This window comes from Streptomyces sp. NPDC005423, from assembly GCF_040606415.1.
In the GTDB taxonomy this organism is placed as follows: domain Bacteria; phylum Actinomycetota; class Actinomycetes; order Streptomycetales; family Streptomycetaceae; genus Streptomyces.
In genome coordinates, this window is record NZ_JBEXET010000007.1 from 79,510 (window position 1) to 104,664 (window position 25,155).

The following is a 25,155-nucleotide window of genomic DNA, read 5'->3' on the forward strand; positions in this document are numbered from 1 at the left end:
CGGCCGCCGGCCGGTCGGGGGGCGGCTCAGCGGCCGACGACCTGGCCCAGCTCCATGCCGCGCTCGCGCAGCGCCGCCTTCAGGCTGCGCAGGGCGTAGTACACCCGGGACTTGACGGTGCCCCGGGGGATGCCCAGGTCGTCGGCGGCCTGCTGGGTGGTCCGGTCGGCGAAGAACGTCGCCTGGAGCACCTCGCGGTGGGCCGGCGTCAGCGCCTCCAGGGCGTCGTGCAGCACCATGGAGGAGAGCATCCGGTCGATGTCGTCCACCTCGGCGCACATGTCGCCCAGCCAGCTGGTGTGGCTGACCTCCTGCGGGCGGGCCATCCGGGTCCGGTGCGCGTCGATCACGAGGTTGCGGGCGACCCGGAACATCCAGGGGCGCACGGCCATCCCCTCGCTGTCGGTCAGGTTCCGCTTGTTCCAGCAGCGCAGCAGCGTCTCCTGGATGACGTCCTCGGCCCGGTACGAGTCCCCGTCCAGCAGCCGAAGCACGTACGAGTAGAGGGCCGGGCCGTGCTCCAGGTACAGGTCGCGCAGGGCACGCTCGTCGGGGGAGGTCGCGGTGGCCGATCCGATGGCTGTCACGTTCATGGCTGTGCTCCTGATCCTCGGTTGTCCGGCCCGGCCGACTTGCGCCGGGCCCGGTGCCTCCTTGTGATCCGAAGCTTTCCGAAGAGCGGTCCACGTTCGTTTGACGGCCGTTGTACGAGCCGATGTACGAGCCGATCGACGCGTTGATCAGCGCCGTTGACCAGGGATTTCTTGCTGGTGAACGCTTCGACGGATGCCGCGTCGACGCTCGCGGAGAGGTCAGACGTACGCCCCGTCCAGCGCGTCCACCTGCCGGCGGACCTGGTCGGCGAGTTCCGTGTAGCCGGGCGGCAGCATGCCCCGGTGCTCCAACATGTCCCACATGTGCAGCAGTTCGCGGCCGTGGGCGATGATGGCCCGGTCGTCCTGGAGCTGCTGCCAGACCGCGGCGGCCCGCGCCACGTCCTCCGCCCCCCGCCCGTCCCCGTTGCCGCACCGGATCCGCGCCACCGCCAGCGCCAGCACGATGGCCTCCCGGTGATCCCCGCGCAGATACGCGAGATACGCCTCCACGGCCCGTGCCTCCACGGCGTGCGGATGCGTCGCGCCCAGCGAGCCGGTCAGGCTCTCGCGCAGCGCCCGCGCGCCGGTGAAGGCCTCGTCGAGCCGGCCGACGTTCGCCAACGCGTTGATGTAGTCGATGTGCTGGGTGAGTTCGGCGGGCGGCAGGTCGACGGGGGCGGGTGCGGGGGTGCGGGCGGCGGCCGTGGCGCGGGCGCGGGCGCGGGCCACCGCGGTGGCGATGGCGGACGTCGTGGTGGTGACGGTGACGGCGGCGGGGGGAGCGACGTAGACGGCCGGCTCGGGTGCCGGCTCCGGCCGCGCTGCCTGCTCCGGCGCGTACTCCCACTCCGGCTCCGGCGCGAACACCCCCCGCTCGATATCCGGCTCCAACTCGTCTTCGTACATGACCACTTCCTCCTCGTACTCCGACACCTCATCGGCCTCCGCATCGTAGGCGAGGACGTGGCTGGAGCCGTCCGGCAGGACCTGGAGGACGAAGTGGGCGCCGCCGGGGCCGTCGTTCACGGTCGCCTCGACGGCCGTGTCGCGCGCCTCGGCGTACCGGTGCAGCTGGTCGAGCACGGCCTCGTGCACGGACTGGTCCGGGGCGGGCACGAGCGGGTCGCCGTCGATCTCGGCGAGGCCCTCGTCGGAGATGTACACCTTGAAGTGGTCCATGGCTGTTCTCCTGGTTCGGCAGGTCGGGGGAGTCGGGGGTCAGGAGCCGGAGGACGCCGTCGCCGTCGGTGTGACGCCGGGGGTGGCGCCCGAGGGGGGCGCGGCGACGCCCTGGTACTTGGCGAACTGGGCGCGGATGGCCAGGACATAGCTCAGCGCGTCGTTCGACTGCGAGACGCCCTTCGCCGCCTTCACGGCGTCCATCCCGATGGCGTAGCCGCCCAGGGCGAGGTCCAGGACGCTGTTGGTGGTGTTGCCGTCCTTGTCGGTGGTCTTCACGACCGTGCCGTTGTCGAGCAACGTCTGTCCCTGGCTCGCCAGATCGCACATGTAGCGGGCCAGGGCCATGATCGAGTCCTTGTTGTCCGTCGCCTGCGTCTTGCCGTTGCCGTCGTCGTCCTTGCCGTACTTGGTGAAGATGTCCGGCGTCAGCTGCGAGATGCCCGTCTCGCCGTGCGGTCCGACCAGCGTCGAGTTGAAGCCGGACGCCTTCTCCAGTTGGGAGGCGATGACGATCGGGCCGATCGCGTCGCACTGCTCGCCGGCCTTCTGGATGGGGTCCGCCAGGTCCGAGGGGACGGTGGCGGTGTCCAGCTTTCCCTTCCCGTCGCCCTGGAGGATGGTCATCATCTGGTTCGCGGTGTTGTTGTCGCTGTTGTAGTTGTCGGCGCTGCCGCCGCCTCCCCCGAAGAACAGGATCAGCGCGATGAGCGGGGCCAGCAGGACCCCGAGCCCGCCGAAGATGATGATCAGCGGCACGGCGCCCGCCACGGTCAGCGGGATCATCACGCAACCGCCCACGCCGGCGCCGGCCACGCCGTACATGACGGCCTTCGAGCCTGCTCCCTCTTCGCCTTCTCCGGCACCCATCCGCGTCCTCCGCCTTCTTCAACTCGTCTTGAACCGCTGTGCCCACATGGCCCGTTGTGCTGTCCGACGGACTCGGTAGATCGAAACGGGCCCCGCAGCGAAGAAGTTCAAAACAGTGGAAACCGGATGAGCCAGAACAGCGGAAGCACGAGCCAAGAGGGGGGCGGGAAAAACATCATGGGCACTCCTGCGGCACCACCGCCGGGCCCGCAGTCATGGGTACGGGGCCCCAAGCCCGCACAGGCCCCACAGCCGGCACCCCCGGCGACGGACAGCGGCGCCGCCGCACCCGTCGGACAGCCCACACCGACCGGATACCAGGCCCCCGTCGGGCGGACGGCGTACTCCCCGCACCAGGGCTTCGGCGGCGGGCTGCCGTCCGCACCCGTACGGCAGGGAGCACCGGCGCCGCAGCCGCAGGGCGTCGTACAGCCCGCCCCGCGGCCCGTCGCTCCGGCCGCTCCCCGGCCCGCGGCACCCGTCGCACGGCAGACCGCCGCCCCCCGGACCAAGGCGCCCGCCCCGCGGCAGGCCGCCCCCCGGTCCAACGCCCCCGCCCGCAGGGCCACTTCGGCCCGTCCGGCGGAGCAGGGCTGGGATCAGCCGAAGCGGCCCAGGGCGGCGGCGCGGGGCAGGTCGCGGGAGGACGTCGGGTGGGTCAAGGCGCACGGCGGCTCCGGCGCGACCTCGCTCGTCGAGGCACTCGGCGGCGTGGACGTGGGCGCCCGCTGGCCGGAGCCCGCGCGGGGCGAGCCGTACCGGATCGTCCTGGTCGGCCGGACCAGCGCGAGCGGCCTGCGGTCCGTGTCCCGGGCGCTCGGCGCGCTCAAGGACGGCAACGCCCCGCAGGGCCTCGAACTGCTGGCCGTGGTCCTCGTCGCCGACGCCCCCGGACGGCTGCCGCTCAGTCTGCTGCGCCGCATCCGGGTCCTGCGCTCCGTGGCCCGCGTGCACCGTGTGCCGTGGATCCCCGCGTGGCGCACGGACGGCCAGCTGAAGTACATCCCCAGGCAACTCGTCACCCTCGCCAAGCTGGTGGGCGCCGACATCTACGGCGAGGGAGCCGCGTCGTGAGCCAACTCCACTCCACCGCCCAGTACTTGGCGGCCTGGGACCCGGGCGCCGACGGCAAGACGATCCTCAACACCCTCTGCTGGTGCGCCTCGGCCTGTGGCGTCGCCGGACTGATCATCGTCGGCATGCAGATGGCCCTCCAGCTGCGCCGCGGCGACCCGGGCGAGGGCGGCGAGCACTTCCGCGGTGTCTTCTTCGTGGTCCTCGCCTGTGTGATCGCCAGCACGGCCGGTCCGCTCGTCCAGTTCCTCGGCGCGCTGACCCTGCAAGGCCCGTAGGGCCGACCGCTTTTCCCGCACTGCCAGTTCACCCTCCCGCCCACCGCTCAGGCCGGGCGCCCGATCCTCGGAGAATCCTCATGTCCGCAACGCTCTTCGAAGCCTCCAACTTCCTCGCCTCGACCGTTCCCCAGCCGACGAGCAACGCTCCCACCGAACTGACCGGCAAGGTCAACCTCGTCCTCGGCATCCTCGCCTGGGCCGGCACCGCCGCCGGTGTCTGCGGCGTGCTGGTCACCGGCGCGATGATGGCCATCTCCGTCAAGCGGGGTGAGAGCTCGGAGCACATGAGCCGCCTCGGCATGGTGCTCGGCGGCTGCGTCCTGGTGGCCACGGCGGGCCCGCTCGTCACGTTCGTCTTCAAGTAGAGAGCGCGGGACAGTGGGCATTTTCAAGCGCGGAGAAGAGCGGTCCGAGGAGTCCGGTCCGTACTGGAAACAGCGCAGTTGGCAGGCTTCGGCGGGGTTCCTCGCGCTGGTCGTCGTCATGGGCGTGATCACCGCGCTGACGTCCGGCTCGGGCACCGACAACCGTGTCAAGGCGCCGGCGTCCAAAGGCCCGCTGTCCGGCACCGTCGCCAAGAAGGACGGCCGCCCCGGCGGCTGCCGTACCGACGACAGCGCGGGCGACACGATACCCACGTCCGTGCCGAAGGACATCAGCTGGCACACGCTCAGCTTCGGGCGTGTGCCGGTCTCCGCCTCGGCGGGGCCGACGAAGATCCAGGGCGCCGTGTGGTGGTGCTTCGCGCACACACCCATGGGCGCCGTGCTGGCGGCCACCGTGATCCCCACCCAGATGAGCGGATCCCAGTGGCGCACCGTCACCGACCAGCAGGTGGTCGCCGGCCAGGGACGCCGCATGTTCGTGTTCCAGCGCACCGCCGTGCCGGACACGGACGCTACGAACGCCGCCCCGGCCACCTCGTCGTACGCCGGATTCCGGGTGACCTCGTACACGAGCAGGGCGGCGAGCGTCACGCTGTTGATCAAGAGCGACCAGGGCTATGCCACGACCACCGTCTACGTGCGGTGGAGCGGTGGCGACTGGAAGATCCAGCCCGACGGAAGCGGCGGCCTGTACTCGCAGATGGCCTCCGAGCAGAGCGCCGTCGGCTACACACTTTGGGGGGTTTGACGTGGCGGCCTGTAGCAACGGGAATCCGCTGGCGAACGCGATCACCGGGTTCTTCAGCTTTCTCGGCGACCCCGTCGGGACGGTCGTCGGTCTGATCGCGAAGACGATCCTCGCCGCCGCGATCGCGGTCTTCGCAGGGCTGGCCGAGAGTGTCCCGACCCTGGAGGACACCACCACCTCGCACGATCTCAGCGACAAGACCTCGTGGATCGTGGTCTATCTCGCCGTCGGCTCGCTGGTGTTCGCGGCCGGCAAGATGGCGATCGAGCGCAGGGGCACAGCCGGTGTCACCGCGCTGAAGGGCATCATGCGCGTCGTCCTCGTCTCGGGCGCCGCCACCACCATCTGCCTGGCCGCCGCCAGGATCGCGGACAACTACTCCACCTACCTGTTCGACAACTCCGTGCAGAACGCGCTGAACAACATCGGCGCCTGCGGCGACAACAGCAACATCCAGTCCTTCCTGCTGCTGATCCTCGCCTTCCTGCTGCTGCTCGCGGGCATCCTGCACACGATCCTGATGTACATCCGGCTCGGCGTCATGATGATCATGCTCGGTACCCTTCCGATGGCCGCCGCGGCCTCGATGACGGACTGGGGTGCCGGCTGGTGGCGCAAGCACATCGGCTGGATGATCTCCTGGCTGCTCTACAAGCCCGCGGTCGCGCTCGTGCTGAACGCCGGCATGGCGATGATCACGCAGGGCCAGAACAGCAAGACGGGCGCCGACGTCAACACCCGCATCGCCGGTATCGGCGTGATGCTGTTGTCCGCCATCGCGCTCCCCGCGCTGCTGAAACTCGTCGTACCCGCCGCCGCGGCCATGGGCACCGGCAACCCGATGTCCTCCATGGGCCAGGCGGGCAGCCAGTTCGCGACCGGCGCCGTGCAGGTCGGCGCCATGAGCGGCGGTTCCGGCGGTGGCGGCGGCGCACAGCAGGGCCCCAGCGGAGCGAGCGGCACCGGTGGTTCCAGCGGCTCGTCCGGAGCGGGTGGTTCGTCCGGTTCCAGTGGCTCGGACGGTGCCGGCGGTTCCTCGGGTTCTTCGGGATCCTCCGGCTCGGACGGTGCGAGCGGTGCGAGCAAGGCCGCGAGCGGTGCGGGCAAGGAAGCCGCAGCGATGGGCGGACCGGCCGGTATCGCGGTCCTCGCGGCGGTGGCCGCCGCCCAGACCGCCAGCTCGACCGTCTCCGGCGCCGTCGAAGGCGCCGACGGAGAACTCGGCAACAACAAGTGAGCCCGGGGGAGTCCATGACGCCCAGGCCGTACGCCCGTACCTCCTGCCGGCGTCGTCTCCCCTGACGAACGGCCGCCGGGCCCCCTTCCCCCAGGGCGCCCGGCGGCCACCCCACCACCCCCAACTCGCTCCGCACGCCCAGCACTTCACGAAAGGACCGGTCTCATGTCCATGGAAGCCGCCACCCAACCGACCTACGGGAACTGGCGCAGGCCACGGCGGGCCGGACTCGGGCCGCTCGGGCTCGTCGGAACCTTCGTGGTCTTCGGCGGACTCATCGCCACCCTGCTGGCGTCGCTGATCTCCCTGTACGCGGCGATCATCGTGTTCATACCGGTCGCCCTCTTCCTCATCCCGCTCACCATCCGCACCCAGGACGGCCGCAACGTCTACCAGCTCTTCGCCCTGCGCGTCGGCTGGTGGCGCCGGAAGGCCGCGGGCGCCCACCTCTACGTCTCCGGCCCGCTCTCCGCGCGGCCGGGCGGCCGGTTCCGCCCGCCGGGGCTGCTCAACAAGGTCACCGCGACCGAGGGCCGTGACGCCTACGACCGGCCCTTCGGCGTCCTGCACCACCCGCAGCGCGACCTGTACACCATCGTCCTGGGCTGCGACCCCGACGGCGGTTCGCTGATCGACCCGGACCAGGTCGACGTGTGGGTCGCGCTGTGGGGTGAGTGGCTGGCCCGGCTCTCCCACGAACCCGGCCTGAAGGGCGCCACCGTGATCGTGGAGACCGCCCCCGACTCCGGCACCCGGCTCGCCCACGAGGTGCTGCCCCGCATCCACCCGGACGCGCCGGCCGCGGCCCGCGCCGTGATGGAGGAGGTCGTCGACCGCTACCCGAGCGCCTCCTCCGAGATGCACACCTACGTCACCCTCACCTACGGCAACCCGGCGGGCCAGAAGCGCAGGAAGGAGGACGTCATCACCGAACTCTCCATCCGCATCCCGGGCCTGCTCAGCGGGCTCGTCGCGGCCGGCGGCGGTGCCGCCTACCCCCTGTCGGCCGAGCGGATCGCCGAGGTCGTCCGGGTCGCCTACGACCCCGCCGTCGCCGCCGACGTCCTCAACGCCCGTGCCGAGGACGGCGGAACGGGCCTGGAGTGGGACGACGCCGGACCCGCCGCGGCCGTCGAGACGGTGAGCGCCTACCAGCACGACTCCGGTGTCTCCCGGACCTGGATGCTGACCCTGGCGCCGCGCGGCACGATCCGCTCCTCGGTGCTGCGGGGCATGCTGGAGGCCGCCCCCGGCACCCGCCGCAAGCGGGTCGCCCTGGTCTACCGGGCCATCGACCCCGCCACCTCGGCCCGGATCGTCGAGGCGGACCGGCGCAGCGCCCAGTTCATGGCCACGTCCGGCAAGGGCATGGTCCAGGCGCGCGCGGCCTCCGAGGTGCGGGCGGCCGAACAGACCGCCGCCGAGGAGGCGGCCGGCGCCGGCCTCGTGGAGTTCTCCCTGATGCTGACGGTCACCGTCGACACCATGGAGGAACTGGCCGACGCCAGCGTCACCGTACGCAACCTGACCGCGGCTTCCCGGGTGCTGATGCGCCCCGCCGACCGGATGCAGGCAGCGGCGTTCAGCTGCACCCTGCCGGCCGGAATCCTTCCGTGGGAACAGACCCTCGTCCCGCACGAACTGCAGGAGGCGCTGTGAGCCGCCGTAGCGAAGAGAAGCTGGCCGAGCGGCAGGACCGCATGGCCGAGGAGCAGGCGTTCCGGGACCTGGCCGCGGGCGGGTCCGGGCTGATCGGCCTGGACGGACCGCAGGCCGCGAGCTCCGGCAAGAAGTCCGCGAAGGCCACCTCCGACGCCAAGCGCGGCGGCAAGCAGAAGGCCCCGGCCAAGCCCAGGGAGCTGTACATCCCGGCCCGCGGCTGGCAGGGCGCCGGCGGCGGACGCGTCGGTTACATGGACCCGCCCACCATGTGGCGTGCCACCACCGTGCAGGCCTGCGGCATGTGGCCGTTCGCCGCCGGTTCGGGCTCGCCCATGACCGGAGTCCCGCTCGGCCAGCACCTGTTCACCGGCGCCACGGTCTGCGGCGACCCGCTGAACTGGTTCACCCGGGCCCGCTACATCTCCAACCCCTCGCTGTTCATGCTCGGCATGCCGGGCCTCGGCAAGTCGACCCTCATCAACCGGATGCTGATCGGGCTCGCCGCCACCGGCGTCGTCCCGCTGGTCCTCGGCGACCTCAAGCCGGACTACGCCGACACCGTCCGCGCGCTCGGCGGCCAGGTCATCTCCATCGGGCGCGGCCGGGGCGGCATCAACGTCCTCGACCCGGGCGCCATGGGCCAGGCCGCCGCGAAGATCGGCGGCGAGGCCGGCGAGGTCCTCAAGGCCGAGGCCCACGGCCGGGTGCTGAACATGGTCGCCGCCCTCATCACCATCGTGCGCAGCCGGCCCATGGACGACCACGAGCAGTCCGTGCTCTCCGCCGTCCTGCACCACCTGCGCGAACGCACCCTGCCCGGCCGGACCGTGCTCCTGCCCGACGTGCTGCGGGTGCTCACCGAGGGCCCCGACCGGGTCCGCGCGGTCACCCTCGACCGCGGCGACGACACCCGCTACCGGGACGCCGTCGACCCGCTGCACCGCTCCCTCCTCGGCATCCTCGACGGCCCGCTCGGCGACACCTTCGCCTCCGAGACGTCCACCCGGATCGACCCGAACGCGCCCGCCGTCTGCATCGACATCTCCGGCATCGGCGAGGCCGACACCCAGCTCACCGCCGCCGCGATGCTCGCCGCCTGGTCCGACGGGCTCGGCACGGTCGCCGCGTCGCACGCCCTCGCGGACGCCGGACTGGCGCCCCGGCGCTGGTTCTTCACCGTCCTCGACGAGCTGTGGCGCCCACTGCGCGCCGCCTCCGGCATCGTCGACCGCATCGACGCGCTCACCCGGCTCAACCGCTCCCTCGGCCTCGGCGACGCCAAGATCACCCACACCCTCAAGGACGCCGAGGCCCTCGGCAGCGACGCCGACCGCGCCAAGGCGCGCGGCTTCGTCGAGCGCGCCGGCATGGTCGTCTGCGCCGGCCTGCCGAAGACCGAGATGGAGGACCTCGGCAAGGTGGTCGGGCTCTCCCGCCGCGAGATCGAACTCGTGTCGTCCTGGTCCTCGCCGCCCGGCTGGGGCGTCCGGGGCGAGGACGAGGAGCCTCCGGGCCGTGGCCGTTTCCTCATCAAGGTCGGTGGCCGCCCCGGCATCCCGATCAAGGTCGCCATCACCGACGCGGAGCGCGAGCTGCACAACACCAACACCCGCTGGACGACGAACGAGGCGGCCATCGAGCAGGTCGCCGCCCGCGCCGCCCAGGAGGTCGCACGGCTCTCGCAGGACGGGCCGCTGCCGCTGGCCTTCCCGGGCGACCCGGCCCCCCTCGCCCTCCCCGGCGACCCGGGATTCCCCGCCATCGAGGCGTCTGCCGGGGGGTGGACCGCATGAGCGGACCCCGCAGCACCGGCCTGGGCGACCAGATGCAGTGGGCGATCGCCGCGATCGCCGCCACCGCCCTCCTGGCGTTCTCCCTCGTCTGGGCCGGCGGCACCTTCGGCGCCGGCCTCTCCGGCGACGGCTGGGACGCCCCGCCGTTCGCCATGTCCACCATCGCCACCCTGGCCTCCGGCGGACCGACCGCGCTGTGGCCGGGCACCCCGGCCGCCGTGCTCTACGCGGGCATGTTCGGCCTGCTGGCGCTGATCGCGGTGCCCGCCGCACTCGTCGTCAACTTCGTCATGGACCGCGGCAAGGCCCCCCAGGGTCTCGCCGGGAAGCGCGAACTCGCCGCCATGTGCCCCAAGGGCATCGAGGCCCGCGCCCGCGAGCTGCGCCCCACCCTCAAGGGCCGCCAGGAGGTCCACCCGGACGAGACCGGCAACCTCCTCGGCGACCTCGACCCCAAGGGCCCCGAACTGCGCAGCAGTTACGAGGACGTCGAGCTGGACCTGATGGCGCCCCGCGCCGGCAAGTCCACCGGCATCGCCGTCCCCCGGGTGCTGCGCGCCCAGGGCGCGGTCCTGCTGACCTCCAACAAGTCCGACGTGTACGCCGTCACCCGCGCCCAGCGCGAGAAGGTGGGCATGGTCTGGACGTTCGATCCGCAGGGCATCGCGCACGCCCCGCGCGCCATGTGGTGGAACATCCTCGGCGAGTGCCACACCATCGAGGGCGCCCGCCGGATGGCCGGCCACTTCGTGGCGTCCGTCAACGACGACACCGCGAAGAAGGACTTCTGGATCTCGGCCGCCCAGAACACCCTGACCGCCCTCTTCCTCGCCGCCGCGCGCGGCGGCGCCCCGCTGACGGAACTCCTCGCCTGGCTCGCCGACCCGGCCGACCGCACCCCGATCGACCTGCTCCGCGAGGTCGGACTCGTCGCGATGGCCGAGCAGTTGCAGGGCACGGTGCGCGGCGCGGTGGAGACCCGGGACGGCATCTACGAGACCGCCCGCCAGACCGCGTCCTGCCTGCTGGACCCCGAGATCCTCGCGTGGGTCACCCCCGACCCCGGGGTCCCGGAGTTCCGCCCGGACCTGCACGTCCTCGGCACCGACACCCTCTACCTGCTGTCCAAGGACGGCGGTGGTTCGGCGGCGGGCGTCATCGCGGGTCTCGCCGACGCGACGATGCGGGCGGGCGTCGTGGCCGCGGAACGCATGGGCGGCCGGCTCGACCCGCCGCTGACCGCGGTCCTCGACGAGGCCGCGAACGTGTGCCGCATCTCCGACCTCCCCGACCTCTACTCGCACTTCGGCTCGCGTGGCATCAACGTCGTGACGCTGCTCCAGAGTTACCGCCAGGGCGCCCGCGTCTGGGGCGACGTCGGGATGGACGCGCTGTGGAGCGCGGCGACCATCAAGCTCCTCGGCGCGGGCCTGGACGACGCCGACTTCGTGCAGAAGATCTCCACGCTGGTCGGCCAGCACGACGTGAAGACCCCGAGCATCTCCCGTGGCAAGGAGGGCACTTCACGCTCGTACTCCTACCGGCAGGAGTCCGTGCTGCCGCCCGACAAGATCCGTGCCCTGCCCAAGGGCACCGCGCTGCTCCTCGCCACCGGTGTCAAGCCGGCCCTGATCCGGCTGCGTCCCTGGTACAAGGAGCCCGGCGCCGGCGAGATCTCTGCGGCGGCGAAGGCGGAGACGGCGGCGATCACGGAACGCGCAGCGGCTCGTCTGCTGCCGGGTCTTGGCCTGAGTCTGGACAAGGAGCCCGCCGTGGAGAGCTACCGGGACGCCGCCCGAGCGTGACGGTCCGCAGCACCAGTTCGACCGGTGCGTACCTGACTCGCCCCATCAGGCTTACGCCGAGGGCGAGTTGGGCGCCGTACAGCACCAGGCACCCGGCGAGGACGACGGCCGTGCCGACGCGGTCGTAGAGGCCGAGGCCGTAGCCGGTGAAGACGAGGGCGAGCACCAGCGACTGGGAGAGGTAGTGGGTGAGGGCCATGCGCCCGGAGGCGGCGAGGACGGCCGCCACCGGGCGCATGGCGTCGAGCAGCAGGAGCAGCCCGCAGGCGTACGACGCGGTGAGGGCCGGCGCGGTCAGCACCGCCACGGCATGGCCCACCATGAACCACCGGCTGTCCAGCGGCCAGTCGCAGCACACCGCGGTGACGACACCGCCCGCGAGGCCGACCGGCAGCCACCGTACGACGACCTTCCGCAGCCACACCCGGTCCCGGCCCCGCCGCTCGACCAGACGGCCGCGGCCCGCCGCCAGGCCCGCCAGGAACGCGGCGAGCAGGTCGGGGGAGAACAGCAGATCGGCGCCGAGCTGGGCCGGCAGGTCACGCAGATGGGCACCGAGCACCGACCGGAACCCGCCCCGGTAGGCGTCGACGGTGCGGGCGGCGAGGGGCGCGTACTGCTGGGCCGTCACCGGCCGGCCGTAGGCCACGGTCAACAGCCCGTACCCGAGCAGCACCACCGCCAGCACCACCACCAGACAGGCCGCGACGCGCAGGGCGGTGCGCGGAGCGAGGCCGCGCAGACCGTAGAGCACCAGCGCCAGCACGGCGTACGTCATCAGGATGTCGCCGGGGTAGAGCAGCACGGCGTGCGCGAGCCCGAGCCCGAACAGCCCCGCCGTACGCCGGAGATGACGCGGCGCGAACGCGGCGCCCGCCCGCCGGGCCGACCGCTCCTGGATCACGAAGCTGTAGCCGAACAGGAAGGAGAACAGCAGATAGAACTTGGTGGTGACCAGCGCCGTCATCGCCCAGGCGGCACCCCGGTCCAGGGCCGAGGAGTCGGGGCCGCCGACGAACGCGCCGTAAGGGCCCATCATCATGCGCGCGTTGACGAACAGGATGCCCAACAGGGCGAATCCGCGCAGCACATCGAGTTCGAGAACCCGGCCGCTCCCGCCCGACGGCCTCACCGCGACACCCGCAGGGCGGCACCGAACACGAGGGTCGACGACAGGAACCAGCCGAACGCCGGCGACAGCAGATAGCGCGGGGTCCAGAGCCGGGCCGCCGTGGGCCGCTTGCGCGGATAGACCACGGGCACCGTCTTGCCGGCCGGTGGCAGTCCGCGCAGCGGCCCGTACGCCCCCGGGTCGAGGACGACGGTCCGCCCCAGGTGGTCGGTGAACGTCACGAGCCCGCTCCGGCGGCGGTCGCCCGCGATACGCGGGATCACGGTGCCCGTCACGAGCACTCCGCGCACCCACAGCCGCGCCACGGTCACCAACTGCCGTACGGCGAGCGAGAGAAACCCGAGACCCACCCCCACGCACAGGGCGAGCAGCAGCAACTTGGCGTCCATACGGTCCCCTTCACCGGAAGTCACACTTCTTCTCGCGTACAACGGCTGCCGTGCGTCCCGGGTTCACGCCGCCACCCGCCCACGGGTGCCCGCCTTCGCCCGCCACGCACGCACGCCCTCACCTCCGATGAACCGCCGGACGTGCGGCCCCCGTTGTGTGGGCGAACCCCCTCCACCCCTCGTCACGAAGGGAGCTTCGGCCCAGATGAGACGGCCCCTGCGCACTCACGGATACCGGGCGGCGGCAGCCGTCGCCCTGGCCTGTGCCCTGACGGCAGCGTCCCAGCAGGGCGCCCAGGCCGACCCCCAGACCCTCACCGAGGTACAGGCCAAGCTGGAGAGCCTGTACCACCAGGCGGAGGTCGCGACGGACAAGTACAACGCGGTCGACGGCAAGGTGACCGCCCAGAAGAAACGTGTCGGCGCGCTCAACGCACAGATCCGCACCACCGAGGCGAAACTGACCCGCCTCACCGCACTCGCCGGCGCCACGGCCCGCGCCCAGTACCGCAGCGGAGGAGTCCCCGCCGAGATGCAGTTCGCCCTCGCCAGCGACCCCGGACAGGCCCTGAACAACGCGGGGTTGGCGCTCCAGGCCCAGCAGAACACGCAGAACCTGCTGACCGACCTGACGACGACCCGCACGGCCCTGCACACCCGCACGGAGAAGGCCGCCACCGAACTGAAGCACCTGGTGAGCAACCGCCGCGCGATGGCCAAGGAACGCAAGACGATCGAGCAGCACATCGCCGAGGCCAAGACGCTGGAGTCCTCGCTCGCGGCGAAGGAACGCCAACGCCTCGCCGACCTGGAGAAGAAGGAGGAGGACAAGGCCCAGGCGAAGTGGGAGAGCACGGGCATCCTCAAGAAGGTCGGCACCGACGCGACGACCGCCGGCCAGAAGGCCATCGCCTTCGCCGCGAAGCAGATCGGCAAGCCCTACGTCTGGGGCGCCGAGGGCCCCAACTCCTACGACTGCTCCGGCCTCACGAGCCAGGCGTGGCTGGCGGCCGGCGTCACCATCCCCCGCACGTCGGAGATGCAGTGGGCCCAGCTGAAGCACGTCCCGATCGAGGACATGCGCCCCGGCGACCTCATCATCTACTTCGCCGACGCCAGCCACGTCGCCATCTACGTCGGCGACGGAAACATCATCTCGGCCCCCCGGCCCGGACGGTACGTGTACGAGTCGAAGGCGGCCTCGATGCAGATCCTCGGGGTGGTGCGACCGGACGCGTGAACCTCCGCCGCGCCCCCGTCGTCCCCTGCGCCCCGGCGACGCGGCACATCGACCGAAGCCGAGCCACCGAGCCATCAACAGGAGTGCCATGTCAACGACGCAGACGGAGCGGCCCGGGGCTGCCGGACGACCCCGTGGGAACACGCCCGCGGGGGAGAGGCCCGCGGGGGAGAGGCCCGGCGCCGGGAAGGCCGACGCGGCCCCGCAGGAGAAGCCCCCGTCACCACCGCAGTTCATCCTCTACCTGGAAGGGCAGGAGTACGCGAACTCGCTGCGCCAGCTGACCCTGTGGACGCACCACGTGCTGCTCCCGGTCTACGGCAGGGAAGTCACCTCCGCGGCGCCCTGGTGCGGCCGCTGGTGGGAACATCCCGAAGCGGTCGCCCAACTCCACGCCCTGTGGCTCGCCTGGGGCGAACTGACGGGCCCCGGCTCCGCGGTGATCGGCCCCGCCAGCTGGCACCGTGACTACCTGACGACCGTCATGGCCGCCCTGCGGGACCCTCAGGGCCCCTTCGCGGGGTGCAAGCCGGGCATGCACCGCCCGAAGGAGAGGCCCGGCGTCGACGCCATGGACCCGTTCGGGCCGCCCCCGCCGCCTCCTCCGCCGCCTCCGCCGGCCCCGGCCACCGCCTGACCGGAACGAAGGCCGGGTTCGAACCACCTGGTCAGTGCGGGAATTCGGCGCACTGTCGGCAGGGCGGAAAAAAAGGTGACTCGAAAGGTGAAAGGAGGTGAACCGAGGCCCCTGTAGAAGCGTTGTGATGGTCGAGCGGAGCACGAATCAGAGAGGTCGCACGAATACGGGGCCCTACGGGAACCGTAATAAGCGACCGCCACTGGGAAAGAAGGGGAACATGCCAGGTCCAGGTTCCACGGGATCCAACGACTCCAACGCCAGTTCCATTCACTCTGTCAGGATCACTGACAGGGGGAAGGGGAAAGCCCCCGCCATAGCCTCGTCAAGCAAGGCGGTCCCGGAAGCCACCGCACCCGTGATCTTCCAGGGAGCCGTCGGCGTGTACGACCAGACCAGCAAGAGTTACTACGCGGTTACCCCCGACAACCCCTCCGCGACACAGGTCGCACGCTGGGACGGGGTGAAGGACTGGGTCTACCAGAACAGGAGCAAGCTGACGAAGGCTCTGGTCGAGATGGTGCCGACCCTGGTCCAGGGCGCTGCCGGCCTGATGTCGGAGGGCAAGGCGAAGACGATCACCACCGCGGTGGGAGTCGGTACGCAGGGGATCGCGGTCGGGCACGAGGTCTACCACGCCTATAAGAACAACCGGGCCGGTGAGCCCGTCGACGGGTATGCGGCGACGGCGACCGCGTCCCGGGTCGCCGCCTTCGGGAACAACCTCGCCAGCGCCTTGCTCCCTACGGGCAGCGTCTCCGCCACGGTGACGAACAACGTGGGAACGTACTCGAACGCCCTCGCGACCGGGATCAACCTGGTGCACGACCCGCAGGCCGGCCGGGGTGGCCCGATGTACATGCACACCGACGCGACCCTCGGATACGAGATGGGCAATATCCGGCCCGGGTATTACCAGACGCCCACAAGCCAGTCGTCCAACTCGTCCGGGCCCAACGTCAACTATTCGCAGTACCCGCAGTACTCGCAGCCGTCCGCCAGCACGTCGGGCTACCAGGCCGGAGACTACACCTACCAGCCGACGCACGACCCGGCTCAGTACCGCCAGCACGGGAGTGACCCCGGTGCTTCGTCCTCGAATGATGTGCACTACCAGGCGCACCAGGGGCAGCCGCACGGTCGCTGACCGACGCGTCCCACCAGCCTGACCCACAACGGCCGCACCCCCAGGGTGCGGCCGTTGTGTTGAACCCTCGGGCAGGAGCGATCCGTTGTGCTTTTCGAAGCGATGTCGGCGAGCGGCCGACCCATTCAGGCCGACGGATTACGGAGGTACGGACATGTCCGCCACCCACGCACGGCGATTCGCGTCACAGGGACTGCTGGAGCGGCGCCGGTTCGCGGCGGAGGCGAACGGCCCCTACTCCCGGCAGGTTTCCTCCCGGCCGGCGGGAAACGTCCCGCGCCTCGTGCATTTCCCGCCGGTTGCCGAACTGCCGCCGCTGCCGCCCGGGTTCGAGCTGCACACCGTTTAGACCGGCGCGCGGCCCGGTAAAGAGGCCGGTATTGAACCGCCGTTCGCCGCACGCCCGTTGTCCCCTCGTCAGCGCCACCGATCCGAAAGAGGGGCACCGTGGCATTCGACGATCCGGCTTCTCCCAGCCCGAACCGGCTACGGAGGCGGCAGCCCGCGCCGCCCACGTTGGCAGAGTCCCTGCTCGCCACCGAGTACGAACTGAGGAACTTCCACCGCCGCGCAGGCGTGGGCAGGGCCCCGGGCGTCTGGGGAGGCATGTCGGACGCGTTCCGCCGCCTGGCGGATCGCCTCATGGGCAGGTCTCGATCGGCGCGGAACGGTGGTGCCGCCACGCCGGAGGTCCGGGACCCCGCACCGGGCGGGCCGGACCACGCGCAGAACCGCGGGAGCCGCACCTTCGGCCGTGACGATGTCATCGGCTACTACGCGCCGGACCGTGAGAACTACGCACCGGACGAACGGAGTTACCCGGCCGTCGGCGGTCAGGAGGCCGGACGGTACGGCCGACCCTCCACGCCGGGCGGGGATGAGCGCGCTCAGGCGCCGACGGCTGATCCGCCGTGGATGTCCTCGTCGGAAGAGGCCGCGTTCGAGCGGATGGCGAAACTGCAGAGCGAGATGCAGAAGCTCTCACCAGCTGAACGCGCTGCCTCCGAGGACAGAATTCTGCACATGGTCCGCGAGGACCCCAAGTGGAAGAGAGTGCACGACAAGTACCCGGAACGCATGCCGGTCATCATGACGTACGCCAACAACGCCTATGCGCGGGAGCTCGGGGTGGCGCCGCCCCCGGCACCGGACACCCCGCGGCCGGACACCCCGCCCCTCGATACCCGAGCGGAGCGGTGGGAACGGGATCCGCCGCGGGCCGAGGTGCCGTGGCCGCCATCGTTCGTGGTGAGAGACCTCGAAGCGGCCGCCGAGAGGATCGAGACGGAAGCACGGGGGCGCTGGGAGCGCGAGGCGCCCCGTTCGAAGTCGGTCGCGCCGAGTGAGGTCTCCTCCTCGTACCCCGCCCCGGGCGACATGAGCGACGGCGTCGCCTTCACCCATGTATGGCGGGAGCAGGAGCGGCTGAGCAACAATCCCCCGCCTGCTTCTCGCAGCCCTGAGCAGTACCCGGTGTCCCCCCTGGTCGAGCACGCGTCCCCGGCCTGGTCCGAGATCCCGCCGCCCTTGATCGGTGATGCGGGGCGGGAGGTCCTCGGCAGCCAGGCGGCTTCGGTGCACCAAGCCGCGGACCATTCCAGTAACCCCGCGAACCGGAATTTCTCCCACCCATCGGTCACTCAGTCCCCCGCCCCCCGGATGTCCCGCTGACAAGAACGATCGTGATCAGCTGAACCATCCGCCACAGCCCATCCGTCGTGCCTGTGCGAGTGAATCAAGTCCCCACCCCCACAAGCCCCATGGAGAGGCCCTTTCTATGCGCACGTTGCGCTCCATGCGCAGACGCACCTCATTCCTCTTGGCCCTGCTCCTGGTCATCGCCGGTGTCTCGGGCACCGCCGTACTGGTCCAGACCCAACGCTCCCACGACACCAAGATCAACGGCACGCCGGCCGCCGACGTCGCCGACCACACCGTCTCCTTCCAGAACCGGACGAACAGCCGTATCTGGGTGGGCAGCGAGGTCAACGCGGACGGTTCGACCGCGATCGCCGGGCTGCCGGCGCTCGACCCGGGTCAGTCCGCCACGATCACGGTCCCCGAGCACGAGGGCGCCGGGCACTGGCGCGGTACCTTCTTCGCCCGGCAGGGGTGCAGCGGTGACAGCGGCAGTACGTTCCACTGCGCCGTCGGCGACTGCGGACCGTACGCCGACCGCTGCACGCTCGGCCAACAGCCCACAGGGCTGGCCGAGTTCAACTTCGACCCGGTCGACGCCGCGGCACCCTGGTACGACGTCAGCTACGTCGACGCCGTCGCCGCGGCCGTCACGATCACGCCGAACGACGTGACGCCGCCCGCGAGCGGCGAGTGCGCGGTGGCCGGCTGTGCCGAGGACCTGCTCTCCGCCTGCCCGGCCGAGGACCTGACCAAGGACCCGGCCACCGGCGCGTCGCTGGTCTGCGTCAACCCCAACCGGGACGCGAAGACGTCGTACAGCGACACGATCAACCAGAAGTGCCCCACCGCGTACGCGTGGTCCAAGCAGGACGCCGAGCCGGGCAACAAGGTCGTGTACCAGTGCACCAAGTGCAGCGGTCTGACCGTCGCGTTCGGCACCGGCAGCGCGACCACCACCACGACCAACCCGGTCACCCAGCCCGCTCCCGTCGCGGCCTCGGCCCGCAAGGGCGTCAGCCTCAACCCCGTGGACGGTGCCTCCCAGGCGCTCGCCGAGTCCGGCGCGTCCTGGTACTTCAACTGGGCGACCTCCACCGGCGCGGTCACCAAGCCGGACGGCGTCGACTACGTCCCGATGATCTGGGGCCCCGGCTCGGTCACCGACGCCGAACTGGGCGCGTCCGTCCAGAACGGCACGAAGGAGCTGCTCGGCTTCAACGAGCCGGACAACCCGGGTCAGTCCAACATGACGCCCGAGCAGGCCCTCGACCTGTGGCCCCGGCTCCAGTCCACCGGGCTGCGGCTGGGCGCGCCCGCCGTGATGGCCGGCGCCGACGTGGCCGGCGGCTGGCTGGACCGCTTCATGACCGGAGCGAGCCAGCGCGGACTGCGCGTCGACTTCATCCCCGTGCACTGGTACGGCGCCGACTTCGGCCCCGACGCTGCCAACCAGCTGCGTGGCTACCTCCAGGCCATCCACGACCGCTACCACAAGCCGATCTGGCTGACCGAGTACGGCCTCATCGACTTCTCCCAGCCCACCCCCCGCTACCCGAGCGAGCAGGAGCAGACCGCCTTCATCACGTCGTCCACCCAGATGCTGGACGGCCTGGACTACGTCGAGCGCTACGCCTGGTTCACGCTCTCCACGCAGACCAGCCCGACCGGCCTCTACGACGGTACGACCGCCAACGCCAGCGGCCGTGCCTACCAGGGCGCGAGCTGAGAGCCGAGCCGCACCTGTCAGACGGTCCGTTCGGGTGCGGCCCCCTGGGCCGGTGCCTCGGGCGGGCCGTCCGTCTGTCCGGCGAGCCGGGCCCGTATCTTCTCGGCGTCCGGATGGTCGAACTCCACGAAGATCGCCAGTGCCCGCCGCCAGCTGCCCCGCGCGGACTCGGCTTCCCCGGCGGCGAGTTGGGCGTCGCCGAGGTTGCCCAGGGTGTGTCCCTCACCCCAGCGGTTGCCGACGTCCTGGTGCGTCCTGAGCGCCTGGTGGTAGTAGGCGACGGCGTCGTCGTAGCGGTGGAGGCGGCGGTGGACCGTGCCGAGGATGTCGAGGGTGACGCCCTCGACCCAGGGGTTGTCGTTGGCGCGCAGCACGGTCAGCGCCTCCTCCAGGCGGTCGACGGCGTCGTCGAACCGGCCGAGACGCTGGTAGGCGTCGCCGAGGTTGCTGAGCGCGATGCCCTCGCCCCAGGCGCTGCCGAGGGCCCGGTCGACGGCCAGCCCCCGGCGGATGTACTCGACGGCCTTGCGGAGCTGCCCGGCCTGGAGATACGCGTCGCCCAGGTTGGCCACGGCCGATCCCCTGCTGTCCACGTCCCCCAACTCCCGGTAGCGCACCATCGCTTGGTGCAGATGGTCGATGGCCTCGTCGAGCCGGCCCGCACTGCGCAGCGCCGCCGCCAGGTCCGCGAGCCCCTGCGCCTCACCCCACAGGTCGTGGGCACGGCGCGCGGCGGCCAGTCCGGCGCGGGCCGTGTCCAGCCAGTCGTAGAGATGACTGCGCAGGTAGAAGAAGCCCCACAGCACGGCGGGCAGCCGCCAGGCGATGCCCGGCTGTCCGCACTCGGCGGCCTGATGGACGACGGTGACCAGGTTGGCCCGCTCGGTCTCGCACCAGTCCAGGGCTTGATCGAGGGTGCTGAACTCCAGCGGTACGCACGCCTCGGGCAGCGGTTCCAGGGCGACCCGCCGCCGCCGGGGCGTGATGTGCGGGTACGCCGCGTCGGCGGTGTGCAGATACCAGGCGAGCAGCCGCTCGACGGCCCGGTCCCGCTCCTGGGGCGCCTCCTCGACGCGGACGCGCTCGGTGGCGTAGACGCGCAGCAGGTCGTGCAGGGTGTAGCGGCCGGGGAAGTGCTCGGTGAGCAGGTGCGCGCGGGTCAGTTCGACGAGCAGGCCGCGCGTCTCGCGCAACGGCAGCCCGGCGAGCCCGGCCGCGGCGGGCGCGGAGACGTCCGGCCCGGAGTGCAGGCCCAGCAGCCGGAAGAGCCGGGCCGCCGGTGCGGAGAGCGCCTTGTACGACCAGGAGAAGACGGCCCGTACGTCGGTGGTGATGTCGCCGCCCGCGAACGCGTCGAGACTGCCGTGGCTGTCGCGCAGTTCCTCGGCGATGGCGCTGAGCGGGAACCCGGGGTGGGCCGCCGCGTGGGCGGCGACCATGGCGAGCGCCAGCGGCAGCCGCGCACACCGCGTGATGATCTCGTCCGCCGCCTGAGGTTCCGCCGCCAGCCGTCCGGTGCCGAGCCGGCGGGCCAGCAGGTCGTGCGCCTCGGCGGACGTCAGCTCGTCCAATGTCAGCGGGTGGGCCCCCTCGCCCGCGACCAGGCCGGGGAGCTGGTTGCGGCTGGTGACGATGACCACGCAGCCGGGGGAGCCCGGGAGCAGTGGGCGCACCTGGTCGGTGTCCCGGGCGTTGTCGAGGAGGATCAGCACCCGCCGCTGCGCCAGCATGCTGCGGTACAGCGCCGCCTGGGCGTCCAGACCGGCGGGAATCCGCAGCGGGGGCACCCCGAAGGCGTCCAGGAAGGTACGGATGGCCTCCTCCGGTGTCACCACCGAGCCCGTCGGGTCGAAGCCGCGCAGATTGATGTAAAGCTGTCCGTCGGGGAACCGGCCCGCTATCTCATGGGCCCAGCGCACGGCGAGGGTGGTCTTGCCGATGCCGGCCATACCGCCGATCGCGCTGATCAGCACCGTGCCCGGAGCCCGGCCGCCCTCGTTTAACAGGGCGTGCGCCCGGTCGAGTTCGCCCCCTCGGCCCGCGAACGTCGGCAGGTCGGCGGGGAGTTGGGCGGGGCGGGTGGTCGGCGCGGGCGGGGCGGCCGACGGGGGAGAGTGCTCGTCGAACTCCTCCCAGTCCTCCGGTTCTTCCGGATCCGCCTGTCCTCCTTGTCCTCCTTGTCCTTCCTGTTCTTCCTGTTCATCTTGTTCGTCCTGATGGTCGAACGGCCGCAGCCCCTGCGGGAATCGGGGCTCGGCCGGCGGCTCCGAGGAGCCGTACAGCGGCGGCGGTTCCGAGCCGAGGGAGGTGTCGGCCGCGAGGATGCGCTCGTGCAGCTCGCGCAGGGCCGCGCCGGGTTGGATGCCGAGTTCGGCCGCCAGGGTCGCCCGTGTCCGGCCGTAGGCCGCCAGCGCCTCGGCCTGCCGCCCGGAGCGGTACAGCGCCAGCATGAGCAGACGGCACAGCGGCTCCCGCAGCGGGTGGGCACCGACCAGCGTGAGGAGTTCGGCGATCACCTCGCCGTGCCGGCCGAGCTCCACATCGAGCTCCAGCCGGAGTTCGAGCGTGTCCAGCCGCTCCTCGTTGAGCCGGAAGCTCTCGGACTCGGCCAGGGGGCCGGGCAGTCCGGACAGTGCGGCCCCCTGCCAGCCGGCGAGGGCGGTGTGCAGCAGCTCCGCGGCGGCGGTCGACTCCCCGTCCGCGCGCAACCGCCGCGCCGCCACCACCCGCCGCTCGAACTCGGTGAGGTCGAGCGTGTCGTCCTCCCGCAGCCACAGGGCGTACCCGTCGTCGAACGAGACGAGCGTCCGGGGTGTCTCGGCCGCGTCCCGCCCCGGCTCCAGCACCTTGCGGAGGCGCGACACATACGTCCGCAGGACCGACACCGCGGTCGCCGGCCGCTCCTCGCCCCAGACCGACTGGACGAGTTCGCCGATCGTGACGGGGCGTTCCCGCCGCAGCAACAGGGCTGCCAGCACCGCCCGTTGCTGCGGCGAGCCGAGGTCCAGTTCCTGTTCACCGCGCCATGCCCGGACCGGTCCCAGGACGGTGAAACGCACGGGTTCTTCGTAGGCGTTCACTCCTGGCACTGTACTGAACACCCGCCCCACGACTGCCCCGGACCCGGTCGAAGGCTGCCCTTCGATACGAATCGGGGTTGCCCTTTCGGGCAACCCCGGACGCGGGCCGGAGCGAACGTCGGAGCCCGTCGCGAACAGACGTACCATCACTGGTGGTTTCGGCCGGCCGAGGCATTGAACCGTTTGTGCGCGCGGCCCGTTGCGATACCCGGGGACTGTCGCGACGGACCCGACCGGGCCGTTGGGCCGGGAAAGTCAGGAAGGAATGGCCATGAGCCGGGGTGAAGAGACGGACGAACCGATCATGGGGGACGACCACGAGCAGTCCAGGGAGGGGGAGGGAGAGCCGGTGCGGCTCGGCAAGCCGGAACCCGGGGGTGGCGGGGCACCGTCCGAGCCGGGCCTCCGTTGCGCGGTGGTGATCTCCGGCGACGGCTCGGCAGCCATCGACGGCGAGCCGGTGCCGGTCCCGGAGGGGATGACGGTCGACGCGGCGATCCTCGACATGCTGCACGGACACGCCCGCGACCAGGACACCGTGGTCACCGCGAGCATCTCCGACCCCGCCGCGGGTTATGTGGCGTACGTAGAGGTGGCGCCCGACGGTTCCAGCACCCTGCTGGACCAGCGGGAGGAGCCGCCCGCACCGCCCGCACCGCCCGCACCGCCTGCGATGCCCGCGGCACCCGCACCGCCCGAGAGCCCCGCCGGGATCATGCCGGTACCGGGGCCGCCGCCGGTGATGAACGCGGGCCAGCAACTGCCGCCCCTCCCACCGCAGTTCGAGCCGGCCGACCCGCCGCCGCCACCGGCGCTCGCGGACCCGGCCGCCGCACCTCCGCCCCCGCCTCCGGGGTTCGCCCTGCCGCCGCTGCGGGCCGAGGACGTGCACGGGGCGCCGGCACCGACCGGACCCGGACTGGTGAAGGACACCGGGCCGTACGGACCGGACGACGCCGACGCTGACGCTGACGCTGACGCCGACGCTGACGCCGACGCTGACGCCGACGCCGACGCCGACGCCGACGGTCACTACGCAGCTGACGCCGATGCCGACGGTCACTACGCAGCTGACGCCGATGCCGACGGTTTCTACGCAGCTGACGCCGCCGACGGAGACGTACACGTGGCAGCTGACGCCGCCGACGAGGACGTTCACGACGCCGCCGACGAGGACGACGCCGACGATTACGACGCCCACGGCGGAGATGTCTACGCCGCGGCTGACGCCGCCGACGTGGACGACGCGGACGACCCGGACGCCGTAGACGACGACGCGGATGCCGAGCTGGACGGCGACTACGACGATGACGATGTCGACGACGTGCACCACGGCGTGGACCAAAGCGGCTACGACGACGAGTACCCGGAGACCGGGCTCAGCCACGACGGCCACCGTGACGGCGCCTACGGCGACGACGACTTCGACATCGACTACACGCCGGACGGACTGCGCCAGCCGGCGGGACCGCCGATCCCGCTGCCGTCGGGCCCTGCCCCGGCCGCTCCGGTCGCCGCGGCCGTCTCCCGGCCGGGTCTGAGCGCCGTACGCCCGAAGGGAACCCGGCAGTCGGACGACGCCTACCAGTCGCCCGGTCTGCTGCACAAGCCGCTGGTCGTCGGACCGGTGGCCCTCGGTGTGGCCGCGCTCGTCATCGTGCCGCTGGTGATCCTGGGCAGCGGTGGCTCGGGCGACGGCGGTCGGCAGACCCAGGCCGCCCGGTCGACGGACGAGTCGAGCAAGACCCACGCCGGCAAGTCGCCGAACCCCTCCCCGTCCTTCACCACGGAGTCGCCGTCGCCCAGTGCGTCGCCCTCCGAGTCGAAGAAGCCGAAGAAGCCGAAGAAGTCGACGAGCCCGAAGAGCGGCGGTGCCGTCGGCGGACTCCCCGGCGGAGTCACCGTCACCGTGACCGCCAAGCCGCCGCGCGCCACCGTGACGGCGAAGCCCCCGGCGGACACGGCCGCCACCGCCGTCAACCGGCTCGCCAAGAACGACCCGCAGGGACGGCACATCTGCTACCGCGCCTACGTGTCGGGGCAGGGCTGGCAGAAGCCGGTGTGCGACGGCACGATCGCCGGCACCACGGGTCAGGGCCACGCGATCAAGGCGATCAACATCGCGGTCTCCGGGGCCGGCGGCTCGGCTGCCAACGCCTTCGTCCACGACCCCAAGTCGACCACCGGCAACGGCAAATGGGAGCCGCAGTGGACGGCGATCATCGGCGACGGCAAGAACAACTACATCGGCAGCACAAAGTCCGGCGCCCCGAACATGTCGGGCTTCGCCATCAACATCGGCAGCGGCCAGGTCTGCCAGACCGCCAAGGTCGGCGGCGCCGCCTGGGGCGGCCGGGGCTGCGCCGACCCGCGCCCCGACTTCGTCTTCGGCGGCACCCTCGACAACAAGCGCTACCTCGAAGCCGTGACGTTCACGGTGTGATCCGGGGCCCTGGGTAGGGAAGGGGGCTGCGAGGCGGACGATTCCGCCTCGCAGCCCCTTTCCTTTGCCCGTTACCGTGCCTGCGTGCC

21 protein-coding genes are annotated in these 25,155 nt (G+C 71.6%); 15 read left to right on the forward strand and 6 right to left on the reverse strand.

Annotated elements, in window-relative coordinates; genetic code table 11:
- Nucleotides 1-26: 26 nt before the first annotated feature.
- From ABZT12_RS11415 to ABZT12_RS11425, 3 genes are all read right to left on the reverse strand, one after another.
- Nucleotides 27-593, reverse strand: a complete 567-nt coding sequence (locus tag ABZT12_RS11415) for a sigma-70 family RNA polymerase sigma factor (RefSeq protein WP_356381081.1) — start codon at nucleotides 591-593, stop codon at nucleotides 27-29.
- Between the two features lie 219 nt (nucleotides 594-812).
- Complete coding sequence (locus ABZT12_RS11420; protein WP_356381084.1) at nucleotides 813-1,775, reverse strand: hypothetical protein; 963 nt, start codon at nucleotides 1,773-1,775, stop codon at nucleotides 813-815.
- A 39-nt stretch (nucleotides 1,776-1,814) separates the two neighbouring features.
- Entirely contained in the window at nucleotides 1,815-2,645 is an 831-nt protein-coding gene (locus ABZT12_RS11425) for a transglycosylase SLT domain-containing protein (protein ID WP_356381086.1), read from the reverse strand.
- 177 nt (nucleotides 2,646-2,822) lie between these two features.
- Between ABZT12_RS11425 and ABZT12_RS11430 the strand changes: the two genes are divergently transcribed.
- The 8 genes from ABZT12_RS11430 to ABZT12_RS11465 all read left to right on the forward strand — a co-directional run bounded on the left by ABZT12_RS11430 (nucleotide 2,823) and on the right by ABZT12_RS11465 (nucleotide 11,631).
- Nucleotides 2,823-3,719, forward strand: coding sequence for a hypothetical protein (locus ABZT12_RS11430; RefSeq protein ID WP_356381089.1), 897 nt, complete (start codon nucleotides 2,823-2,825; stop codon nucleotides 3,717-3,719).
- Nucleotides 3,716-3,997, forward strand: coding sequence for a hypothetical protein (locus tag ABZT12_RS11435; protein ID WP_356381091.1), 282 nt, complete (start codon nucleotides 3,716-3,718; stop codon nucleotides 3,995-3,997). Before ABZT12_RS11430 ends, ABZT12_RS11435 begins: the two co-directional genes overlap by 4 nt.
- An 80-nt stretch (nucleotides 3,998-4,077) precedes the next feature.
- A complete protein-coding gene (locus ABZT12_RS11440; protein WP_356381094.1) occupies nucleotides 4,078-4,365 on the forward strand; it encodes a hypothetical protein in 288 nt (95 codons plus the stop codon).
- A gap of 13 nt (nucleotides 4,366-4,378) precedes the next feature.
- The gene (locus tag ABZT12_RS11445; protein WP_356381097.1) at nucleotides 4,379-5,134 is read left to right on the forward strand and encodes a hypothetical protein; all 756 of its coding nucleotides are present in this window, start codon (nucleotides 4,379-4,381) and stop codon (nucleotides 5,132-5,134) included.
- 1 nt (nucleotide 5,135) lies between these two features.
- Nucleotides 5,136-6,371, forward strand: coding sequence for a hypothetical protein (locus tag ABZT12_RS11450; RefSeq protein ID WP_356381100.1), 1,236 nt, complete (start codon nucleotides 5,136-5,138; stop codon nucleotides 6,369-6,371).
- 165 nt (nucleotides 6,372-6,536) lie between these two features.
- Nucleotides 6,537-8,030, forward strand: a complete 1,494-nt coding sequence (locus tag ABZT12_RS11455) for an SCO6880 family protein (RefSeq protein WP_356381103.1) — start codon at nucleotides 6,537-6,539, stop codon at nucleotides 8,028-8,030.
- Nucleotides 8,027-9,826, forward strand: a complete 1,800-nt coding sequence (locus ABZT12_RS11460; RefSeq protein WP_356381106.1) for an ATP/GTP-binding protein — start codon at nucleotides 8,027-8,029, stop codon at nucleotides 9,824-9,826. Before ABZT12_RS11455 ends, ABZT12_RS11460 begins: the two co-directional genes overlap by 4 nt.
- A complete protein-coding gene (locus tag ABZT12_RS11465) occupies nucleotides 9,823-11,631 on the forward strand; it encodes a TraM recognition domain-containing protein (RefSeq protein WP_356381109.1) in 1,809 nt (602 codons plus the stop codon). Before ABZT12_RS11460 ends, ABZT12_RS11465 begins: the two co-directional genes overlap by 4 nt.
- On the opposite strand, the gene ABZT12_RS11470 is transcribed toward ABZT12_RS11465, so the two are convergent.
- On the reverse strand, nucleotides 11,534-12,763 hold the full coding sequence (locus ABZT12_RS11470) for a DUF418 domain-containing protein (RefSeq protein WP_356381112.1): 1,230 nt from the start codon (nucleotides 12,761-12,763) through the stop codon (nucleotides 11,534-11,536). The genes ABZT12_RS11465 and ABZT12_RS11470 overlap by 98 nt on opposite strands.
- Nucleotides 12,760-13,152 carry a DUF3592 domain-containing protein gene (locus ABZT12_RS11475; protein WP_356381115.1) on the reverse strand — a complete coding sequence of 131 codons (393 nt, stop codon included), beginning with the start codon at nucleotides 13,150-13,152 and terminating at the stop codon, nucleotides 12,760-12,762. The genes ABZT12_RS11470 and ABZT12_RS11475 overlap by 4 nt, the downstream gene beginning before the upstream one ends.
- Before the next feature lie 205 nt (nucleotides 13,153-13,357).
- On the opposite strand from ABZT12_RS11475, the gene ABZT12_RS11480 reads away from it, so the two are divergent.
- The 6 genes from ABZT12_RS11480 (at nucleotide 13,358) to ABZT12_RS11505 (ending at nucleotide 19,543) form a co-directional block, all read left to right on the forward strand.
- The gene (locus tag ABZT12_RS11480) at nucleotides 13,358-14,392 is read left to right on the forward strand and encodes an NlpC/P60 family protein (protein ID WP_356381117.1); all 1,035 of its coding nucleotides are present in this window, start codon (nucleotides 13,358-13,360) and stop codon (nucleotides 14,390-14,392) included.
- A gap of 235 nt (nucleotides 14,393-14,627) precedes the next feature.
- A complete protein-coding gene (locus tag ABZT12_RS11485; protein ID WP_356381381.1) occupies nucleotides 14,628-15,029 on the forward strand; it encodes a DUF4913 domain-containing protein in 402 nt (133 codons plus the stop codon).
- A gap of 382 nt (nucleotides 15,030-15,411) precedes the next feature.
- A complete protein-coding gene (locus ABZT12_RS11490) occupies nucleotides 15,412-16,176 on the forward strand; it encodes a hypothetical protein (RefSeq protein WP_356381119.1) in 765 nt (254 codons plus the stop codon).
- Between the two features lie 154 nt (nucleotides 16,177-16,330).
- The gene (locus ABZT12_RS11495; RefSeq protein ID WP_356381122.1) at nucleotides 16,331-16,525 is read left to right on the forward strand and encodes a hypothetical protein; all 195 of its coding nucleotides are present in this window, start codon (nucleotides 16,331-16,333) and stop codon (nucleotides 16,523-16,525) included.
- Between the two features lie 257 nt (nucleotides 16,526-16,782).
- Nucleotides 16,783-17,847, forward strand: a complete 1,065-nt coding sequence (locus tag ABZT12_RS11500) for a hypothetical protein (protein ID WP_356381125.1) — start codon at nucleotides 16,783-16,785, stop codon at nucleotides 17,845-17,847.
- A 124-nt stretch (nucleotides 17,848-17,971) separates the two neighbouring features.
- Nucleotides 17,972-19,543 carry a glycosyl hydrolase gene (locus ABZT12_RS11505; protein WP_356381128.1) on the forward strand — a complete coding sequence of 524 codons (1,572 nt, stop codon included), beginning with the start codon at nucleotides 17,972-17,974 and terminating at the stop codon, nucleotides 19,541-19,543.
- Nucleotides 19,544-19,560: 17 nt separating this feature from the next.
- Here ABZT12_RS11505 and ABZT12_RS11510 read toward each other — a convergent pair whose 3' ends face one another.
- Entirely contained in the window at nucleotides 19,561-22,623 is a 3,063-nt protein-coding gene (locus ABZT12_RS11510) for a BTAD domain-containing putative transcriptional regulator (protein WP_356381131.1), read from the reverse strand.
- Nucleotides 22,624-22,894: 271 nt separating this feature from the next.
- Between ABZT12_RS11510 and ABZT12_RS11515 the strand changes: the two genes are divergently transcribed.
- Nucleotides 22,895-25,066: a hypothetical protein gene (locus ABZT12_RS11515; protein ID WP_356381134.1), complete on the forward strand. Its 2,172-nt coding sequence runs from the start codon at nucleotides 22,895-22,897 to the stop codon at nucleotides 25,064-25,066.
- The last annotated feature ends 89 nt before the right edge of the window (nucleotides 25,067-25,155 follow it).